Below are 17,861 nucleotides of genomic sequence, written 5' to 3'. Positions count from 1 at the left end.
ACTCTCCAATTCTTTACTTGATCTGCACTTTGCAGAATTCGTTGCGCCAGCGGCGCAGTTACAGGTTCCGTGCGCCGCGCCGTCCGCGCGGCACCACGCGATGTCAGCGTGCGGCCTGCTCGCGCAGCGTGTTCAGCCGATCCAGATCGCCCGAGTAGTTCCGTTTGCCGATCATGAATGCGGCGGCCGCGACGAGCGGTGCGAACGGCACCAGTTGCAACGCGCCCAGCAGTCCGATCCGATCGGCGATGATTCCCGTGAGAACAGCCGCCGGCGCGAGACCCAGCAGGTTGTTCGCGAGCGTCAGGGTCGCAAACGCCGAGGCGTGAATCGTCGGCGGCGTGAGGTTCGCCACCATCGCACCCGACGGGCCGCTCGCACCGGCGCAGAAGAACATGCCGGCGCCGATCACGACCAGCTGCCACGGCCCCGCGGGCATCCGCAAGCCAATCGCGAGCAGAACGAAACAGGCGAGGCAGAAGACGATCGCGGCGCTCCACTTGCGTTCCCGCATGTTCTTGCTGAGCCGGTCGGCGAGGTTTCCGCACACCACCATGCCCACCCCGGTCACCAGCACGAACACCGCCGCGCACATCGCAGCCTTGCCGGTGGTCATGCCGTAGTAGCGATTCAGGAAGCTCGGCATCCATGCCCACACAGCGGCGGGAACCAGCAGATGGAGGCCGCTGCCCACATAGGCGCACACCACGGACTTCGTCGAAAACAACCCCTTCATCAGCGCGCGCAGGCTCATGCACATGCCGCGCGATTGCGCCTGCCTCGTCACGCTCGCCGGCTGCAGCGGCACAAGACGCTTTTCGGTGACGACGAGGCGGTAGATCACGACCAGCACGATCCCCATCGCCGCCATGGCGCCGAATGCCGAACGCCAGCCGAGGTGAGCCGCCACCGCGCCGCCGAGCGCCATGCCCAGCACCGAGCCGAACGCGCCACCCGCCATGAAGGTGCCGGTCAGGGTAGAGCGCAGCCGAACCGGAAAGATGCTCAGAACAACTGCGATACCGACACTGCCATAGGCCGCTTCGCCGATCCCGACAAAGGCACGCGCCAGCAGCAACTGCCCATAGTTCGCCGAGATCGCGCAGCCCACCGTCGCGAGACTCCACATCGCCGCCATCAGCACGATGCTCTTCACGCGGCCCCAGCGGTCGGCCAGAACCGACAGCGGGAACGTGAGCACACCGACCATCAGCGCGACCACGCTGCTGAGCGAACCCAGCTGCGCGTCGGACAGATGCCATGCCGCCTTGAGCGGCGGAAACACGACATTCAACACTTGCCGCGACATATAGTCGGAAAGCAGCAATCCGACCGTCAACGCAAACACCACCCACGCATAAGCGCGCACGTCCGTCTGAGCTGCCGAAACTTCGCCCGTCGTGGGCGCTGCATTCTGAACGAGCATATTTAGTCTCCCTCCACGCTGATTCCCTGGCGACCGCCTTGCCCGCGTGGGCCGACGACCTGTTATGGATTCAGCTATCTGCTCCCCGCTATGCACCGGGAGCGTTAGCCATGAAGCCCGGCCTCGGCCAATGCGCCGGCCCGGGCTCCTGGCGATCACGCCGCGCGAAGCGGCACGTTCCTGACACCGGCCTGGCGGTTCGGCGCCATACCGTTGGCGACCAGCGTCTCTTCGACCGTCTCGTACTGCACACCAATACGATAGATCTCGCGCGCTTCTTTGCCAGTGGCAATTTCGCGCCCCAGTTCGCGCGCGACGCGCACGCACTGCTCGATCTGCTGCACCGACGTGAAGCGCTTGCCGTGCTGATCGATGATCGTGTCCTCGATGCCGCAGCGCGGATGCAGGCCCATCGACATCGCCATCATGTTGAACGGCAGCACGTTCTTCAGCAGCGACTCAGCGGTGAGCGTGCAGCCATCCGGCGCGCGATGCACGAAGTTGAAGAAGTTGAATGGATTGGGGCCGTCGAAGCCGCCACCGATACCGATCCACGTCAGGTTCAGCGGGCCCTTGTAGATGCCCTTGCGCACAAGGCGATCGAGCGTTTCGAGCGCGTGAATGCCGGTGAGCTGGAAGTGCGGCTGGATGCCCGAAGCCTGCAGGCGGCGCAGGTGTTCCTCGACCCAGGCGGGACCGGCCGGAACCGTCATTTCACTATAGGCGGCCATGAACCCGGGGTTGGAAAGCGAGGTGCCTGCCAGATACTCCGGATAGAGCAGCTCCATGATGTTCATTTGCGTGGTGTTGATTGCGACCGTCACCTGATCGGGCTTCGGATCGAGATCGGCCAGCATATGACGCGTGTCGTCGGACAGCCACTTCGCGGCTTGTCCGTCGTCTTCCGGTGCAAACGAGATCGAGCCACCGACCTGAATGATCATGTCGGGCACTGCCGCACGCACACCCGCGATCAGTTCATTGAACTTCGACAGGCGCTTCGAGCCCTTGCCGTCCAGTTCGCGCACGTGCAGGTGCAATACCGTGGCGCCGGCGTTGTAGCAATCGACGGCCTTCTGGATCTGCTCGTCCATCGTCACGGGGATGTCTTCCGGGAAGTCTTCCGGCATCCATTCCGGGCCGTAAGGGGCGGTGGTGATGACTACCTTGTCCTGATTCTCAGGGTGCAACGAATCGTCGAGAAATTGCATTTGTTTGCCTCCATCCAGTTTTGAAGTGACGGTGTTCCGCTATCGCGAGGTCGCATGAAAATTTGCTGGAACACTTCGAACGACATGTGCCCACGATACGGCAATCACGCGCTACACTTTTGTGATTGGACGCCATCCTTTTAGCGATTCGTGCCACTGCGCGTTAACACCAATAGTTGCGCGAAGCAAGTGTTTAATGACTAGAAAAATACTCAGCGTATGAATCGTCCGGAGAAACTACGATGGAAACGATGGTGACGTCGGTAGCCATGAGCGGTTATTTCGAAGTGACGCGACGGCTTGGACTGAATCCGGTCGAACTCGCGAAACAGGCCGGCATCGATGCCGGCGCGCTCGCGAATCCGGACGATCGCGTATCGGTCACCGCCTGTTGCCGGCTGCTGGAAATGACGGCCGAAAAGGCGTCGTGCCCGACCCTCGCGCTGCAAATGGCGGAAACGCGGCAGACCTTCGGCAGCGGCGTGATCAATGTCCTGCTCGCACACAAACGCACGCTGCGCGAAGTGTTGCTGGCCGCGGCCGAATACCGCCATCTGCTCAACGAAGCGCTGGCGGTGTACGTCGAGGACGCGGACAATACGGTCACCATTCGGGAGGAACTCGTCGTCGAACGGGGTACCCCGACAAGGCAGGCGATCGAACTCGCGCTCGGTGTGCTCGCGCGCCACTCCAGTGCTCTGCTCGGCAAGTTCTGGAAACCGCGCGAGGTCCACTTCACGCATCCGGCGCCCACAGACCTGACGTTTCATCGACGCTTCTTCGGCTGTCCGCTGGTGTTCGGCAGCGACTTCAACGGGTTCGTCTGTGCGAGCGCCGATCTCGACTACCCGAATCCACTGGCCGATCCTGAACTCGTGCGCTATGCGGAAAGCCTCGCCTCTCCGCCGAACGCGAGCGCCGCGGAATCGGCCGCGCTGGAAGTGCGCAAGGCGATCTACCTGCTGCTACCGCTCGAGCGGGCGAACGCCGAGCTGGTTGCACGTTATTTGCATCTGAGCGTGCGCACCATGCAACGGCAGTTGAATTCGGCCGGCACCAGCTTTTCGGATCAGGTCGAGGAAGTCCGCGGCGAACTCGCCGTGCGCTACATGAGCAACCCCACCTATCCCATCGGGCGGGTCTCGGCGCTTCTCGGCTACGCGCAACAGGGATCGTTCACGAACTGGTTCGTGTCGCGCTTCCACATGACGCCGCGCGACTGGCGCGCGAGTCATGCGAAGTGACGGCCGGTGGCAGTGAAGACAAAAAAAACGGAGGGTGATGCACTGAGCATCACCCCCCGTTGTTGCCGCACCCGCTATCGCCATCCGGTCACTCGGCGCGAAGCTTCACATAGCGGCCCGGTGCGCTCTCGATTGCCTTGTACTTCCTGTTGCCTAGCTTCGTGCGCGCCTCGACCTGCTCGCCGGAATGCTGCTTGACCCAGTCGATCCAGTGATTCCACCAGCTGCCGCGCTGCTGAACCGACGTTGCGAGCCACTCGTCGGCGTTCTCGTCGCAGGTATCGTTGGTTCGGTAGCTGCGCTTGTTCTTCGACGCCGGATTGATCACACCCGCGATATGGCCGCTTGCCCCCAGCACGAACTCGGTTTGACCGCCCAGTAGTTGCGTCGACTGATAGGCGGATCGCCACGGCACGATGTGATCTTCCTCGGCCGCCATCAGATAGCCTGGAATATCGATGTTGCCGAGATCCACCGGCGTGTCGCAGAACTTCAGTTTGTTCGGCACGCGCAGACTGTTTTCGAGGTACATGTTGCGCAGATAGAAGCTGTACATCGGGCCGGGCAGATTGGTCGTGTCCGCGTTCCAGTACAGCAGATCGAACGCGGCCGGGGTTTTGCCTTTCAGGTAATTGTTCACGACATTCGGCCAGATCAGATCGTTGGCACGCAGCGACTGGAATACGAAGCCGAGTTCGCGTCCGGGATAGAGCCCCCCGCCACCGATCGTATGCTCGCGCATCGCCACGCCCTGCTCGTCGATGAACACGCCGAGATCGCCCGGGTCGGTGAAGTCGAGCAACGCCGTCAGCAGCGTCAGGCTGGCCACGGAGTCGTCGCCGTTCGCACGCATGACCGCCAGCGCCGACGACAGCATCGTGCCGCCCACGCACCAGCCCAATGCATTGACCTGGTCGGCCCGGCCAATCGCACGCGCGACGCTGATGGCCTGCATCACGCCGTCCTCGAGGTAGGCGTCCCACGTGGTCTGCGCCATGTCCTGCTGCGGGTTGCGCCAGGACACGACGAACACCGTCAGGCCCTGCTCGCAGGCGAAGCGCACGAAGGAATTCTCGGGCTGCAGATCCAGGATGTAGAACTTGTTGATGCACGGAGGAACGATCACGAGCGGCCGCGCGGCGACCTTCGGTGTCAGCGGCTCGTACTGGATCAGCTGAAACAGATCGTTCTCATAGACCACCGCGCCACTGGACGTGGCGACGCTGCGGCCCACTTCGAACGCGCTTTGATCGGTGATCGAAATCGAGCCGCTGCCCAGATCGTCGAGCAGATGCGTGACGCCCGCGAGCAGGCTCGATCCGCCCGATTCCACCGCCGCCCGGATGACTTCGGGATTCGTCGCGACGAAATTCGCGGGGCTGGCGAAGTCGATGAACTGGCGCATGAAAAAGCGCAGCTTGTGCTTGCCCTTTTCGTCGAGCGCGCTCGCCTCGACGAACTCCGCGAGTGCCCGGGCATTGATCAGATAGCTCTGTTTAAGAAGGCTGTACCAGCCGTTGCTGGACCAGTCGTCGGCGTGAAAGCGCCGGTCTCCCTGCTCGGGCTCGGCGACCGCCTTCAACTCCGTGCGCCCGCCGACCAATCCGGCGACGGCGTCGCTCCACAGTTGCGCCTGCTGTTGCAGGTAGTGGGCGCTCGTGTGGGTCACGGAGCCTCGCGCAAACGGCCCGTTGAAATCGAAGTCCGTGCCGTCGGTATCGGGCACCGTCGTAGCGTATTCATCCTTGACCGGCGAAAAACGCCAGAAATCGAAGCCGGCATTGACCCAGCCCGTGGAAAACTCGTGTGGCATGCTGAATGGCATTCTCATGGCGGGGCTCGCTATCATGCTTTGCTGACGGCGCAAGCCGCGTCCTCGACGACACGGTCGCGACAGGTTGTCGGCATGACCACGGCGTCGCCTTCGATCACCACCTTGCCGCCGACCGTGCAAACGGTCGACAGCACCACGCGGCGCTTGTCGTGAATCAGTTCCTTGACGGTCACTTCGGCCTGCACGGTGTCGCCGGGTCGAACCGGCGCCTTGAAGCGCAGGTTCTGGCCGAGGTAGATCGTGCCCGGGCCGGGCAGCCGCCCCGCGATCGCCGCGGAGATGATGCTGGCGGTCAACATGCCGTGAGCGATGCGCCCCTTGAAGGGTGTGGTTTGCGCAAACTGCTCGTTGATGTGAACCGCGTTGATGTCTCCCGACGCGCCCGCGAAAAGCAGAATGTCCGCCTCCGTGATGGTCTTGGCGAACCGGGCACTCATGCCCGGTCGCAGGTCTTCGAAATCGTATCCGTTAAGCTCATTCATGATTATTCCGCTTGCTGGGCGCGCATTTGCCCTCTTCTGACGCGTACTGCGCGTTGTGCCGGACGCTAACCGCTGGATGCGGTTAGCCGAGCGCCTGCTCGAGTTCCGGCACGATGGTGAACAGATCGCCAACGAGGCCGTAATCGGCCACGCTGAAAATCGGCGCTTCTTCATCCTTGTTGATCGCGACGATGACCTTCGAGTCCTTCATGCCGGCGAGGTGCTGGATCGCCCCCGAGATGCCGACCGCGACGTACAGTTGCGGCGCGACGATCTTGCCGGTCTGGCCGACCTGATAGTCGTTCGGCACGAAGCCCGCGTCGACCGCCGCACGCGATGCGCCCAGTGCCGCGCCGAGCTTGTCGGCCAGTGGCTCGAGCACCTTCATGTAGTTCTCGCCATTGCCCAGACCACGGCCACCCGACACGATGATCTTCGCGCTCGTCAGTTCCGGACGATCGAGCTTCGTCACTTCGCGGCTCACGAACTGCGAGAGGCCGACGTCGGCTGCCGCTTCGATCTTCTCGACCGCTGCGCTGCCGCCTTCGGCCGCAACGGCATCAAAACCGGTCGAGCGCACGGTGATGACCTTGATCGGGTCGGCCGATTGCACGATCGCGATTGCGTTGCCCGCGTAAATCGGACGCTCGAACGTGTCGGCGCTATCCACTGCGGTGATGTCGCTGATCTGCGCGACGTCGAGCTTCGCGGCGATACGTGGCGCGATGTTCTTGCCGTAAGCAGTGGCCGGCGCGAGGATGTGCGAATAGTGCTTCGCGATGTTCAGCACCGTTGCTTCGACGTTTTCCGCGAGGCCTGCGGCCAGTTGCGGCGCGTCGGCGAGCAGCACCTTCGCGACGCCGGCGATCTTCGCTGCCGCATCGGCCGCGCCCTGCGCGCTGTGACCCGCGACCAGCACGTGAATGTCACCGCCGATTTTCTGTGCCGCTGCGATCGTGTTCAGCGTCGCGGCCTTGATCGACGCATTGTCGTGTTCTGCAATTACCAGGTTCGTCATTTCTTGGGTCTCCTCACAGCACCTTCGCTTCGGTCTTCAGCTTCTCGACCAGCGTCTTCACGTCCGGCACCTTCACACCGGCGGAGCGCCTGGGCGGCTCGGCGACTTTCAGCGTCTTCAGACGCGGCGTGACATCGACGCCGAGGTCTTCGGGCTTGACCGTTTCCAGCGGCTTTTTCTTCGCCTTCATGATGTTCGGCAGCGTTACGTAGCGCGGCTCGTTCAGGCGCAGATCGGTCGTGACCACGGCCGGCAGCGTCAGCGACAGCGTTTCCGCGCCGCCGTCCACTTCACGCGACACCGTCGCCTTGCCGTCCGCCACGACAAGCTTCGACGCGAACGTCGCCTGCGGCAGATTCGCGAGCGCGGCGAGCATCTGGCCGGTCTGATTGGAGTCGTCGTCGATGGCCTGTTTGCCGAGGATCACCAGTTGCGGCTGCTCCCTGTCGACGAGCGCCTTGAGCAACTTCGCGACGGCGAGCGGCTGCAGGTCTTCGTTCGATTCGATCAGGATCGCGCGATCCGCGCCGATGGCGAGCGCGGTGCGCAGCGTTTCCTGCGCCTGCGCAACACCGGCCGACACGGCGATCACTTCGGTCGCGACGCCCGCTTCCTTCAGACGCACGGCTTCTTCAACCGCGATTTCGTCGAACGGGTTCATCGACATTTTCACGTTCGCGATATCGACGCCCGTACCGTCCGATTTCACGCGGACCTTCACGTTGTAGTCGACCACTCGCTTGACTGCTACAAGAACTCTCACAACACTCTCCTTCCCACACCGATAGGGCCGAGCCCTACCGTTTTGAATGACACATTACGTCCGTTGATCGATCAGAACTGGTCTTCGCGCAGCGCCAGCGCGCCTTCGCCATCGCGAGCACCGCGAACCGCCGCTTCGAGCGCGATTGCACGAGGCAGCACCTGCGTCGCGTAGCTATGCGCGGTCGCGATCTTCGCGTCATGGAAGGACGGATCGTCGTCGCGCTTGTCGGCCGCCAGCACGAGCGACCGTGCGACTTGCCAACCCGCGAGCACGATACCCGCGAGCATCAGATAGGACACACTGCCGGCGAACACCGCATTCGGATCGCTTTTGACGTTCTCGACCACGTAGCGCACCGCGCTGTACAACGCCTCGCGGCCGGCGGACAGATGACGATGCATCGCCTGAAAAGCTGCGCTCGAACCATACGAGGGGTGCGCTTGCACCGCGGCCAGGGCCGCGTCGATCTGCGCGAGCAGCATCCCGGCCACCTCGCCGTTGTCGCGCATGGTCTTGCGGCCGACGAGGTCGTTGGCCTGGATTGCCGTCGTGCCTTCGTAGATCGGCAGAATGCGCGCATCGCGGTAGTACTGCGCGGCGCCGGTTTCCTCGATGAAGCCCATGCCGCCGTGCACCTGCACGCCGAGACTCGTCACCTCCAGCGACATCTCCGTGCTCCAGCCCTTCACGATCGGCACCAGGTATTCGTAGATCGCCTGATGATTCGCACGCGTCGCGCCGTCCGGATGACGATGCGCGAGATCGCAATGCGACGCCGACACATAGGCCAGAGCGCGTGCGCCTTCGGTCAGCGCGCGCATCGTCGAGAGCATGCGCCGCACGTCGGGATGCTGGATGATGGCGACCGACTGCTTCGCGGAGCCATCCACGGGACGGCTCTGCACGCGCTCCTTCGCATACGCGACGGCCTGCTGGTACGCGCGATCCGAGATCGCCACGCCCTGTACCCCCACGGCGAAGCGCGCGGCGTTCATCATGATGAACATGTACTCCAGACCGCGGTTCTCCTCGCCGACGAGCTGCCCGATCGCGCCGCCGTGATCGCCGAACTGCAGCACCGCGGTCGGGCTCGCCTTGATGCCGAGCTTGTGTTCGATCGATACGCAGTGCGCGTCGTTGCGCTCGCCGAGCGAACCGTCTTCGTTGACGAGGAACTTCGGCACGACGAACAGCGAAATGCCTTTCACGCCTTCAGGCGCGCCCGGCGTGCGTGCTAGCACCAGATGCACGATGTTTTCCGTCATGTCGTGCTCGCCCCAGGTGATGAAAATCTTCGTGCCGAAGATCCGGTACGAGCCGTCACCCTGCGGCTCGGCGCGGGTGCGCACGAGCGAGAGGTCGGAGCCGGCTTGCGGCTCGGTCAGATTCATCGTGCCGGTCCATTCACCGGATATCATCTTCGGCACGTAGCGCTGCTTCAGCTCCTCGCTACCCGCCGTCAGCAGCGCTTCGATCGCGCCGTCGGTCAGGAGCGGGCACAGCCCCAGCGACAGGTTGGCGGCGTTGAGCATTTCGATGCAGGGCGTCGACAGCAGCTTGGGCAGATCCTGACCGCCGTATTCAGACGGATGTTGCAAACCCTGCCAGCCGCCTTCGCTGAACTGGCGAAACGCGTCCTTGAAACCGGCCGTGGCGGTCACCACGCCGTCCTTCCAGGTGCTCGGGCTGCGGTCGCCGTCGACGTTCAGCGGCGCGAGCACGCCTTCGTGCAGCCGCGCGGCCTCTTCGAGCACCGCGCGAGCGGTGTCGGCGGTTGCGTCCTCGCAGCCGGGCAAGCCCGCCAGTTGGTCGATTCCGGCCAGTTCCGTGAGTGCAAACAACATTTCTTTGAGAGGCGCGACGTAGCTCATTACCATTCTTCCGATCAGATAGTCCGTAGGGAAAGTCACCCGTCTGGCACCGATGCGGCCGGGGTAACGTATGGCTGAATCGTAGCGTCGGACAGGCCCTGCCCGGTTGTCCAAACCGGACGATCTATTGACATCTCTGGCCACGTCTGAGGGAGTAAGCGCCCCGTGGGAACTGCGTCGGCGGGTGTTGCCGACGCATCGATATGACGCGATCAGCCACCCCGGCGATAGGCCGCCGGGGTGCTGCCGGTCCAGTGACGGAACGCTCTGTGGAATGCGGTGGGGTCGCCGAAGCCGACGTCGCCCGCGATGATGGCGATGGGCTCGTGCGTGCCCGTCAGGCGCTGGATCGCGATGTCGCGGCGCAATTCGTCCTTGAGCACCTGGAACGCCGTGCCCTCGGCGGCAAGATGACGGCACAGCGTTCTGACCGAGCAGTGCAGGCCTTCCGCCGCCTCTTCGATGGACGGGACGTCGGGCAGCCGGGACGCAAGATGTTCCCGCACGCGATGACTGAACAGCTGCTCGTTGAACGAAACGAAGATCCAGTCTTCCGGCGCGCGAGCGAGAAACCTGCGCAGGTTCGCCTTGCGCTGACGCACGGGCAGGTCGAAATAGCTACTGCTGAACTGCATCGAGGTCTGATTGCAGTCGAACTTCGCCGGTCCGGGAAACAGATAAAGATACTCGAGCGCGTGAGCGGGACGGGGAAAGGCGAACTGCACCTGCAACAATGCAATCCGTTGACCGATCAGCCAGGACGCGATCCCATGCGCGAGCTTCAGCATCAGTTCCTGGCCCAGCATGCCGGGTAGCGCTCCCGTGCTTCCCGGACGCAGCGCCAGGCTCGCGACGAGGTCGCCGCGGCGCGACTCGAAGCGGAAGTCGTCCAGCACGAGATGGAAGAACTGGCCGAACCGGTGCATCGCGGATTCGAGATTCGGCGCATCCAGCAGGCTCAGGCAGAGAAACTTGAGCGCGCCGCTGCGCAGCGGGCGCGAGAAAACGCCGGGCATCTCATCGTCGAGTTCGATCGCGAGCGAGCGGTAGAGCGTGGAGAACTGTTCCTCGGTGACGCGCGCTCCAGGCTGGTCCAGAAGCGCGCGCGGAATGTTCGCGCCCGACAGATGCCGGTCGACGATATCCGGCCGCGTCCCGACGCTGCCGAGGAACCCGTTGACGAGCGAGATCGGTACGGTTGCGCCAGGAGCTTGCATGAGAAGGTTCCGCGAGGCGAAGACGCATCAGCATAGCGCCTCCCGCCGCATCGTGGCGAGGGTTCAGCGAATCGCTACGCGAGTGCCGCGTTCGGAGCCCCGTGGTTCCGGTAGCTTGCCACCTATTGCGCCGATGCGTGCGAGCGCAGATATGGCACGTAGCCGTTCTGAATCTTCAGGATCTTCTCGGCGCACGCGTCATAGTCGTCGCCCTTCGCGCTGTCGGGCCCATACATGCCGCGGCACTGCGCGAACAGCGACAGCGTCGCGCCGCCCGTGCTCTTGTTCGCGCGGGTCGCTGAGAAAGCGGCTTTGCCCGAATCGTCGGGCACGTCGGTATCGATCGCGACCGCGTCCGCGCGGATCACGCGCGTGTCGGAATGCTGCTCGATATAGCGTTTCGTCGCCGCCCACGCGGCATCGCAATTCGCCGGTGAGCAGTCGATCACCGCGTCGCGTTGCGCGGCGCGGAGGTTCGGCTCGCTATGAAGGATCTCCTGCTGGGCGCGCTGCGCCTGCTTTTCCGGGGACGAGCAGGCGGCGAGTGCACATGCGACGAGTGCGAAGGCAGCGATCTTTTTCATGAGTAGACTTCGGAGGCCATGGTCGAGCGCGATTATAGCGGTGCGGGGAAAGCGATTGCGTATTCACCACTCACATGCTGGGCTGGTAACTTCGGTTGGCGTCGTCGCCGCAAAACACAGTTCAGAGGCGCCTAGGTGTTCGCCACCAGCAATTCCTCCGCCTTGCCCGGCGGTCGCAGCCCATCCGTCCGAGCCGCGAAGTAGCGCTGCGTCAGATCGGCCGCGGACACGTGCCGCGCGTCGTCAAAACCCGCTTCGTGCGCCATGGCGATCATCTGCTGCGGCATGAAGAAGCTGATGAACGGTGTACCGCTCGTACGCGCGCCCTTCTCTGCCATTTCGAGTCCGGGGCGCACGTCCGGGTCCGCCATCTCCAGCGGCAACAGAAACGTCATCGCGAACGTCGAGCCGCGCGCCAGCCCGGCCACTTCGCGCAGCGTCGCCGCATTCGCCTCTTTCGTCAGATACATGCTGACGCCGGTCGACACGACGACGGCCGGCCTGCTTTCGTCGAAGCCTTCGGCGACGAGACGCTGCCGCCAGCTATCGCCCGCTTCGAAGTCGACCGGCACGAATCGCAGCCAGTCCGGCAGGCCGAAACCAAGCTCGCCGAGCCGCTGACGCTTCCACGTTTGCGGTCCCGGCGGGTCGACCTCGAACACGGTGAGCCGCGACGCAATGTCGGGCCGGCGTTGCGCGAAGCTGTCGAGACCGGCGCCCAGAATCACGTATTGGTCCACACCGCGCCCGGCCTGCTCGACGACCAGATCCTCGATAAAGCGTGCGCGCGCGACGATCGACGCGCGAAACGGCCGCGTGAACCGCGGATCCATGTCGCCACGGCTGCGCCAGTCTTCGGCGGGTGCCAGCAACTGCAAGCCGACTTCGTCTTCGAGCACGTGCGGCGGCGCGTCGGCCTGCACGTGCAGCGCACGCCATAACGCGACGCGCGCGGCGGTACTGTCGGGTGCGATGTGTCGTCGATCGCTCATGGTATTTGCCCGCTTGGGTTGATGTGCCAATGCCACCGCTGCTCAATGGAGAAACGGCAGCGCGAGAAACAGTTTGATGATGATCGCGTTGACGATGTCCATGAAAAACGCGCCCGTCAAGGGCACGATCAGGAACGCGATATGAGAATGGCCGAAGCGGTTCGTGATCGCCTGCATGTTCGCGATCGCGGTCGGCGTGGCGCCAAGTCCGAGGCCGCATTGCGCCGCGCACAAGACGACCGCGTCGTAGTTGCGGCCCATCGCGGGGAACGTGATGAATACCGCGTAGAGCGCCATCAGCAGCGTCTGTGCCGCGAGGATCGAGATGATCGGCACCGCGAGCGCGGCAAGCCCCCATAGGTCGAGCCGCATCAGCGCCATCGCGAGAAAGAGCGCGAGCGCGACGTTGCCGACAAGCGCGACCGCGTGCTGGTCGATCCGCACACGCACGAGCGCGAGCACGTTGTTCAGGATCACGCCGATGAACAGCGTGCAGACGAACGTCGGCAATTCGAACGCGGTGTCCGCGATCCAGTCGGCAAACATTTCTCCGCCCGCGAGGCAGATCGAGATCAGCGCGAGCGTCGTGATGATCGCGGCGGGCGTGGTGGCCTGCTGCGCCTTCGGTTCTTCGAAGACCAGCGTTTTGTCATCTAGCTGTTTGACGCGCAGCAACTCGTCGGCGCTGATCCGCCGCATCAGCAGCCGTGCGATCGGACCGCCGAGCACGCCGCCCATCACGAGTCCAAACGTCGCGCAGCCGATCGCGATCTCGGTCGCCGACTCCAGTCCGTGACGCTCGGTAAAGATCTGGCTCCACGCGGCGCCAGTACCGTGGCCGCCCGACAACGTGACCGAGCCGCCGAGAATCCCAAGCAGCGGATCGACGCCGAGGGCGAACGCGAGCAGCAAGCCGACCACGTTCTGCAGGATCAGCAGCCCGCAGACCAGCGCGAGAAAGCGGATCAACACCGGGCCGCCCGCCTTCAAACTTGATAGATGCGCATTCAGACCGATCGTCGAGAAGAACGCGAGCATCAGCGGCGCCTGCATCGTCGAATCGAACCTGACCTGCACGTGGGTGGTGACGCGCGTGATCAGCACGCAGATCGCGACGATGAGCCCGCCTGCCACCGGCGCTGGAATCGAATAGGTCCTTAGCACGCCGATCCACTGCACGAGCTTTTCGCCGAGCAGCAGCACGAGCGACGTCGCGACCAGCGTGGCATATACGCCAATAGTCATGAATGGCCTCCGAGCGGGAGCGTGACAACGTTTTCTGTTTTCCCGGCGCGACGCGGCGGCGCATCGGGATGCGGCAAGGCTTTGTCGTCATCCGGAGCGCGCGCGAACCTGCGACATCTTAGCCAATCCGTCCAGGCAAAGCATGATTTTCCTTGACGCAATGCAATCGGCCCATAACGTCGCGCCGCGGCCTGGCGACGAAGTCGTCGGTTTCATAAAAATTTTGGGTTTTTTGCCAAATCTCTGGATTTTTTCGTCATGGGGACCTACTCTCGAACGATTATGGAGTTGGACCGCGACGCAGACCTCTATCCACCGTATCTGCGTTCGCGACTCCGGCGCGGGTTGGGCGTGGGGTCGCCCACTGCTTACAGACCTTGGCGTAACATTCAAAACGCCGGCACACGAGGCACCGCCGGTTGCGTGCACGGCATACGCATAGACCGGCGCTACGAGATTCTCGACGAACGAGCCCGGACTTACTTTTTCCTTTTGGAACGGGTGCCCACGATCATTAACATCAGAGAATCCTGGCCGATCGTCGACATTAATAGCACCCTGCGACTGTCCTATAAATTCGGCGTCAACCATCCGAAACACGACATTTTTCCGGAGCCGATCACTGTCGATTTTCTTATCACAGAGATGGGCCCGGAAGGGCCGGAATATCGAGCTGCAGCCTTGGCGGCAGACACTCAGCGACTGAGCATAAAGAATCAACGGCTGAAGGAAGTGGCCCGGCAGTGGTGTAACGATCACGGAATCGGCTGGACTTTGGTTGACACTTCCCAACTCGACAGAACCGTGCTCGATTCACTACGCTTCATACGTGGTTGGTACCGCCACAGGTATGTACCCGATCCCGTGACCGCCGAAAGATTTGCTAAATTTTTCATGAACCATTACCCGAGCAGCCTCGTTCTGAACGAGTTGGTCGAATTGGCCCGCAAGAATATGCGCCTTCGGCCAGATACTGCGCTGGACGTATTTCGGTATTGCGCGTGGTCCCGTCTGATTCCTATCTCTTTGACAGGCCATATCGCCGTTATCCGCAGGTCATCGAACACACTGCGTACGGCAATCATCCGCTGGTAGTGCGGCAGATTGTCTACATTGTCCTGAGCGTGCCGCACGATGCTACGCTAAAGGGCCTTGGCATTCAGTTCTTTGAGGCGATAGATCGCATCCTTGGCAATACCGAGTACAGTAAGGAGGCCAGGTCAGTGCGCACGATCGCACTGATGGTCCAACTCATGCACAAAGTTGCGACAACCGTCTCGCTTGGGATAATCGTCATCGACGACGTGCAGAACCTTCGCGCTGCTCAAGGCCCGACTGCGGAGTTTTTGCTGAATCTCTTCAGCGAAATAGTCGAGCGCCTTGGAATATCGCTATTCCTATTGTCGACACCCGCCATCGACAAGGCACTGATCAACATAGTCAGGAATACCCGGAAGTCGGCCTGATCCGGATGTGAGTCCATCCTCCCAAGGGCTAGAGACGGCGACCTCTGGAAAGACCTCACCGCGGCCTACTGGGACTATACCTTTGTAAAAGGCAAGAAAAGACTAACCGACAGTATAAGGAACGCATGGTGGGACGCCTCGGCGGGCGATACTGCGTTCGCGGTGCTGGGCCTTCATGCTGACCCAACGAAATGCCATCGGTGGGACTGTTGAGGAGGTGAATGAACAGGGGTTCCAGCGCACCATGGCCACCAGCATGGCGATTTTGCAACCCACTATCGCGGCATCGCGCAGCAGGAAACCAGCGGCACTCGGCGGTTCGACGATCTGCTTTTCGGCAAGGATTATTGGGACCTGATGCGCCTGATCAAAACGGAACCTGCTGCGGAGCCGTCCGTCAAGGAAGAATTCGACGAAGTCACTGAATGGAGCGGCCCCCTGTATATCGCTCATGTCATACCTCTGGCCTGAGAGCCCCGCTTCCAATACAACCCCTGCATTTCGGCCGTCGCCGCGTGCTGAACTTTGTCGCGCTCGTTTGCTGGTTTCTCGTCGGCAATCGTGCCACACAAGGCCTTCGCTGCCACGGCCATCACGTGGCAATCCTCAAGTCGATAGGATTGGCTTCCGATGCACTATGCAATGCGATAGGGTCAAATTCGGCCGTAGCAGTCGTCCAGGCGCACAATATCGTCCTCGCCAAGATAACTGCCCGATTGAACCTCGATGATTTCGAGTTGCACTTTGCCCGGATTCTCCAACCGATGCTGCACGCCGAGCGGAATGAAGGTCGATTGGTTTTCTGAAAGAAGAAACTGCTCCTCGCCCCGTGTCACGAGCGCGGTGCCGCGCACGACGACCCAGTGCTCGGCGCGATGGTGGTGCATCTGCAATGACAGGCGAGCGCCTGGCGCAACCACGATGCGCTTCACCTGAAACCGCTCGCCGCGCTCGATCGCATCGTAGAAGCCCCACGGACGGCGCACCTTCCGGTGCGTCTCGACTTCAGGCGCGCGCTGCTCGCGAAAGCGCGCCACCAGCGTCTTGATGTCCTGCGCGTGTGAGCGGTCGGCGACGAGCACGGCGTCGTCCGTGTCGACGACGACTACGTTGGAGGTGCCAACGCATGCAACCAGCCGCCCGCCCTCGGCGCGCACATAGCTCGAGGTCGCGCCTTCGAAAACGACACGCCCGCTCGCGACGTTGCCGAGCCCGTCCTTCTCCATCGCTTCCCACACGGCATCCCAGGATCCGAGGTCCGACCATCCCGCCGCCAATGGCACGACCACGCCTTTGCAAGGCGAGCCGGCCGCGCCGATGTGCTCCATTACCGCATAGTCGATGGAATCCGCCGGCACACGGCCGAACTGAAACGGGCAAGGACGAATGAAGTTGTCGTCCGCCTTGCCTTCCACAAACGCCGCAGTGCAGGCCGCATGCATGTCGCCGTTGAGCTTGGCTAGCGCTTCGAGCCACACGCCCGCTCGCACGATGAAGATGCCGCTGTTCCACCAGTAGGTGCCTGCAGCGACGTACTGCGCGGCGAGTTCGGTCGTGGGCTTTTCGACGAAGCGGTCGATCAGGTGTGCGCCGTTTTCGAGGGCGTCGCCGATCCGGATGTAGCCAAAGCCGGTATCCGGCCGTGTGGGCGCAACGCCGAGCGTCACGATCATGGAGCGTTCGGCATATTCAGCGGCAATTGCGATCGCACGATGCAGCGCCGGAATGTCTGAGATGGAATGGTCAGACGGCATCACCACCATGATCGCGTCGTCATCCTGATTAACGGCTGCGAGCGCCGCGAGCGTGAGCGCCGGCGCCGTATCGCGCCGCGCAGGCTCGACGATAATCTTCGCGGAGACGCCGCACGCCCGCACCTGCTCTTCTGTCTGGAACCGGTGTTCCTCCCCACACACGATAATCGGCTGAGTGTCGACGTCGAAGCCGCCGACGAAACCCTCCATCCGTGTGACGGTTGCCTGCAGCAATGAATCCCGTCCGACCACATCGATCAACTGCTTTGGAAACTGCTCACGCGACATCGGCCAGAGGCGCGTGCCCGATCCGCCTGCGAGAATGACCGGGACGATGCGCCGACAGGAGTGCCCGAGCGACGCTTCTGCGATCGCCGCTGCCATTGCGTCTTCAGAACTCACCGCGTCTTCCATCATCCACCCCTCTGGTCTTGCGTCGAACACGTACTTCCCGGCATCGCCAATTCGATTCATCGGTTATGGGTTCGCCGTGAAGCGCACTTTCTCCTGCTCTCCCACATAGGGGCCCTGCTTGACTTCGATGAAAGATACGTCGTCGATGATCTCGAACCCGTGCCCACCTGACGCCAGCAAGATGACATCACCCGCGCACAGCACACGGCTCGTCAGGAATTTTCGATCGGCCGTATAGAGCTTGACCATCATGCGGCCCCGCTTGATGAAGAGAGAACGACCTCACGCGTCTGCAAGCATAGGAGCAGTTCCAGGGTCACTAGACGGGTTGACCGAA

17 protein-coding genes are annotated in these 17,861 nt (G+C 62.6%); 3 read left to right on the top strand and 14 right to left on the bottom strand.

What is annotated here, in order from left to right; translation table 11 throughout:
- Positions 1-103 precede the first annotated feature (103 nt).
- Together OKW28_RS13460 and OKW28_RS13455 are read right to left on the bottom strand one after the other, a co-directional pair.
- Positions 104-1,426, bottom strand: a complete 1,323-nt coding sequence (locus tag OKW28_RS13460; protein WP_429446225.1) for an MFS transporter — start codon at positions 1,424-1,426, stop codon at positions 104-106.
- Positions 1,427-1,581: 155 nt separating this feature from the next.
- Positions 1,582-2,637, bottom strand: coding sequence for a 3-keto-5-aminohexanoate cleavage protein (locus tag OKW28_RS13455; protein WP_429446223.1), 1,056 nt, complete (start codon positions 2,635-2,637; stop codon positions 1,582-1,584).
- Between the two features lie 242 nt (positions 2,638-2,879).
- On the opposite strand from OKW28_RS13455, the gene OKW28_RS13450 reads away from it, so the two are divergent.
- The gene (locus tag OKW28_RS13450; RefSeq protein WP_429446220.1) at positions 2,880-3,881 is read left to right on the top strand and encodes an AraC family transcriptional regulator; all 1,002 of its coding nucleotides are present in this window, start codon (positions 2,880-2,882) and stop codon (positions 3,879-3,881) included.
- Between the two features lie 88 nt (positions 3,882-3,969).
- On the opposite strand, the gene phaC is transcribed toward OKW28_RS13450, so the two are convergent.
- The 9 genes from phaC to gltS form a co-directional block, all read right to left on the bottom strand.
- A complete protein-coding gene (gene phaC / locus OKW28_RS13445; RefSeq protein WP_429446217.1) occupies positions 3,970-5,712 on the bottom strand; it encodes a class I poly(R)-hydroxyalkanoic acid synthase in 1,743 nt (580 codons plus the stop codon).
- 14 nt (positions 5,713-5,726) lie between these two features.
- Positions 5,727-6,197: a MaoC family dehydratase gene (locus OKW28_RS13440; RefSeq protein ID WP_184074472.1), complete on the bottom strand. Its 471-nt coding sequence runs from the start codon at positions 6,195-6,197 to the stop codon at positions 5,727-5,729.
- 82 nt (positions 6,198-6,279) lie between these two features.
- Positions 6,280-7,215: an electron transfer flavoprotein subunit alpha/FixB family protein gene (locus OKW28_RS13435; protein ID WP_429446215.1), complete on the bottom strand. Its 936-nt coding sequence runs from the start codon at positions 7,213-7,215 to the stop codon at positions 6,280-6,282.
- Between the two features lie 13 nt (positions 7,216-7,228).
- The gene (locus OKW28_RS13430) at positions 7,229-7,978 is read right to left on the bottom strand and encodes an electron transfer flavoprotein subunit beta/FixA family protein (RefSeq protein WP_429446211.1); all 750 of its coding nucleotides are present in this window, start codon (positions 7,976-7,978) and stop codon (positions 7,229-7,231) included.
- 71 nt (positions 7,979-8,049) lie between these two features.
- Positions 8,050-9,852 (bottom strand): acyl-CoA dehydrogenase, encoded by a 1,803-nt coding sequence (locus OKW28_RS13425; RefSeq protein WP_429446208.1) that lies wholly within the window; start codon positions 9,850-9,852, stop codon positions 8,050-8,052.
- Positions 9,853-10,064: 212 nt separating this feature from the next.
- Positions 10,065-11,069 carry an AraC family transcriptional regulator gene (locus tag OKW28_RS13420; RefSeq protein ID WP_429446206.1) on the bottom strand — a complete coding sequence of 335 codons (1,005 nt, stop codon included), beginning with the start codon at positions 11,067-11,069 and terminating at the stop codon, positions 10,065-10,067.
- Between the two features lie 122 nt (positions 11,070-11,191).
- Entirely contained in the window at positions 11,192-11,653 is a 462-nt protein-coding gene (locus OKW28_RS13415; protein WP_429446203.1) for a hypothetical protein, read from the bottom strand.
- A 131-nt stretch (positions 11,654-11,784) separates the two neighbouring features.
- Positions 11,785-12,645: a class I SAM-dependent methyltransferase gene (locus OKW28_RS13410; RefSeq protein WP_429446201.1), complete on the bottom strand. Its 861-nt coding sequence runs from the start codon at positions 12,643-12,645 to the stop codon at positions 11,785-11,787.
- A 42-nt stretch (positions 12,646-12,687) separates the two neighbouring features.
- A complete protein-coding gene (gene gltS / locus OKW28_RS13405) occupies positions 12,688-13,890 on the bottom strand; it encodes a sodium/glutamate symporter (RefSeq protein WP_429446198.1) in 1,203 nt (400 codons plus the stop codon).
- A gap of 288 nt (positions 13,891-14,178) precedes the next feature.
- Here gltS and OKW28_RS13400 point away from each other — a divergent pair, with 288 nt between their 5' ends.
- Both OKW28_RS13400 and OKW28_RS13395 read left to right on the top strand, forming a co-directional pair.
- Entirely contained in the window at positions 14,179-14,985 is an 807-nt protein-coding gene (locus OKW28_RS13400) for a hypothetical protein (protein ID WP_429446197.1), read from the top strand.
- A 128-nt stretch (positions 14,986-15,113) separates the two neighbouring features.
- Positions 15,114-15,356, top strand: a complete 243-nt coding sequence (locus OKW28_RS13395; RefSeq protein WP_429446194.1) for a hypothetical protein — start codon at positions 15,114-15,116, stop codon at positions 15,354-15,356.
- A gap of 102 nt (positions 15,357-15,458) precedes the next feature.
- Here the strand turns inward: OKW28_RS13395 and OKW28_RS13390 are convergent, their stop codons facing one another.
- The 3 genes from OKW28_RS13390 to OKW28_RS13380 all read right to left on the bottom strand — a co-directional run bounded on the left by OKW28_RS13390 (position 15,459) and on the right by OKW28_RS13380 (position 17,776).
- On the bottom strand, positions 15,459-15,809 hold the full coding sequence (locus OKW28_RS13390; protein ID WP_429446191.1) for a hypothetical protein: 351 nt from the start codon (positions 15,807-15,809) through the stop codon (positions 15,459-15,461).
- 200 nt (positions 15,810-16,009) lie between these two features.
- Positions 16,010-17,494 carry a mannose-1-phosphate guanylyltransferase/mannose-6-phosphate isomerase gene (locus tag OKW28_RS13385; RefSeq protein WP_429446957.1) on the bottom strand — a complete coding sequence of 495 codons (1,485 nt, stop codon included), beginning with the start codon at positions 17,492-17,494 and terminating at the stop codon, positions 16,010-16,012.
- Between the two features lie 93 nt (positions 17,495-17,587).
- A complete protein-coding gene (locus OKW28_RS13380; RefSeq protein WP_429446188.1) occupies positions 17,588-17,776 on the bottom strand; it encodes a hypothetical protein in 189 nt (62 codons plus the stop codon).
- Positions 17,777-17,861: the final 85 nt, after the last annotated feature.

The sequence above is a fragment of the Paraburkholderia sp. 40 genome (assembly GCF_050434105.1).
Classification (GTDB): Bacteria; Pseudomonadota; Gammaproteobacteria; order Burkholderiales; family Burkholderiaceae; genus Paraburkholderia; species Paraburkholderia tuberum.
The sequence above is the reverse complement of the archived record's forward strand: the minus strand, read 5'-3'. Positions and strand labels throughout refer to the sequence as shown.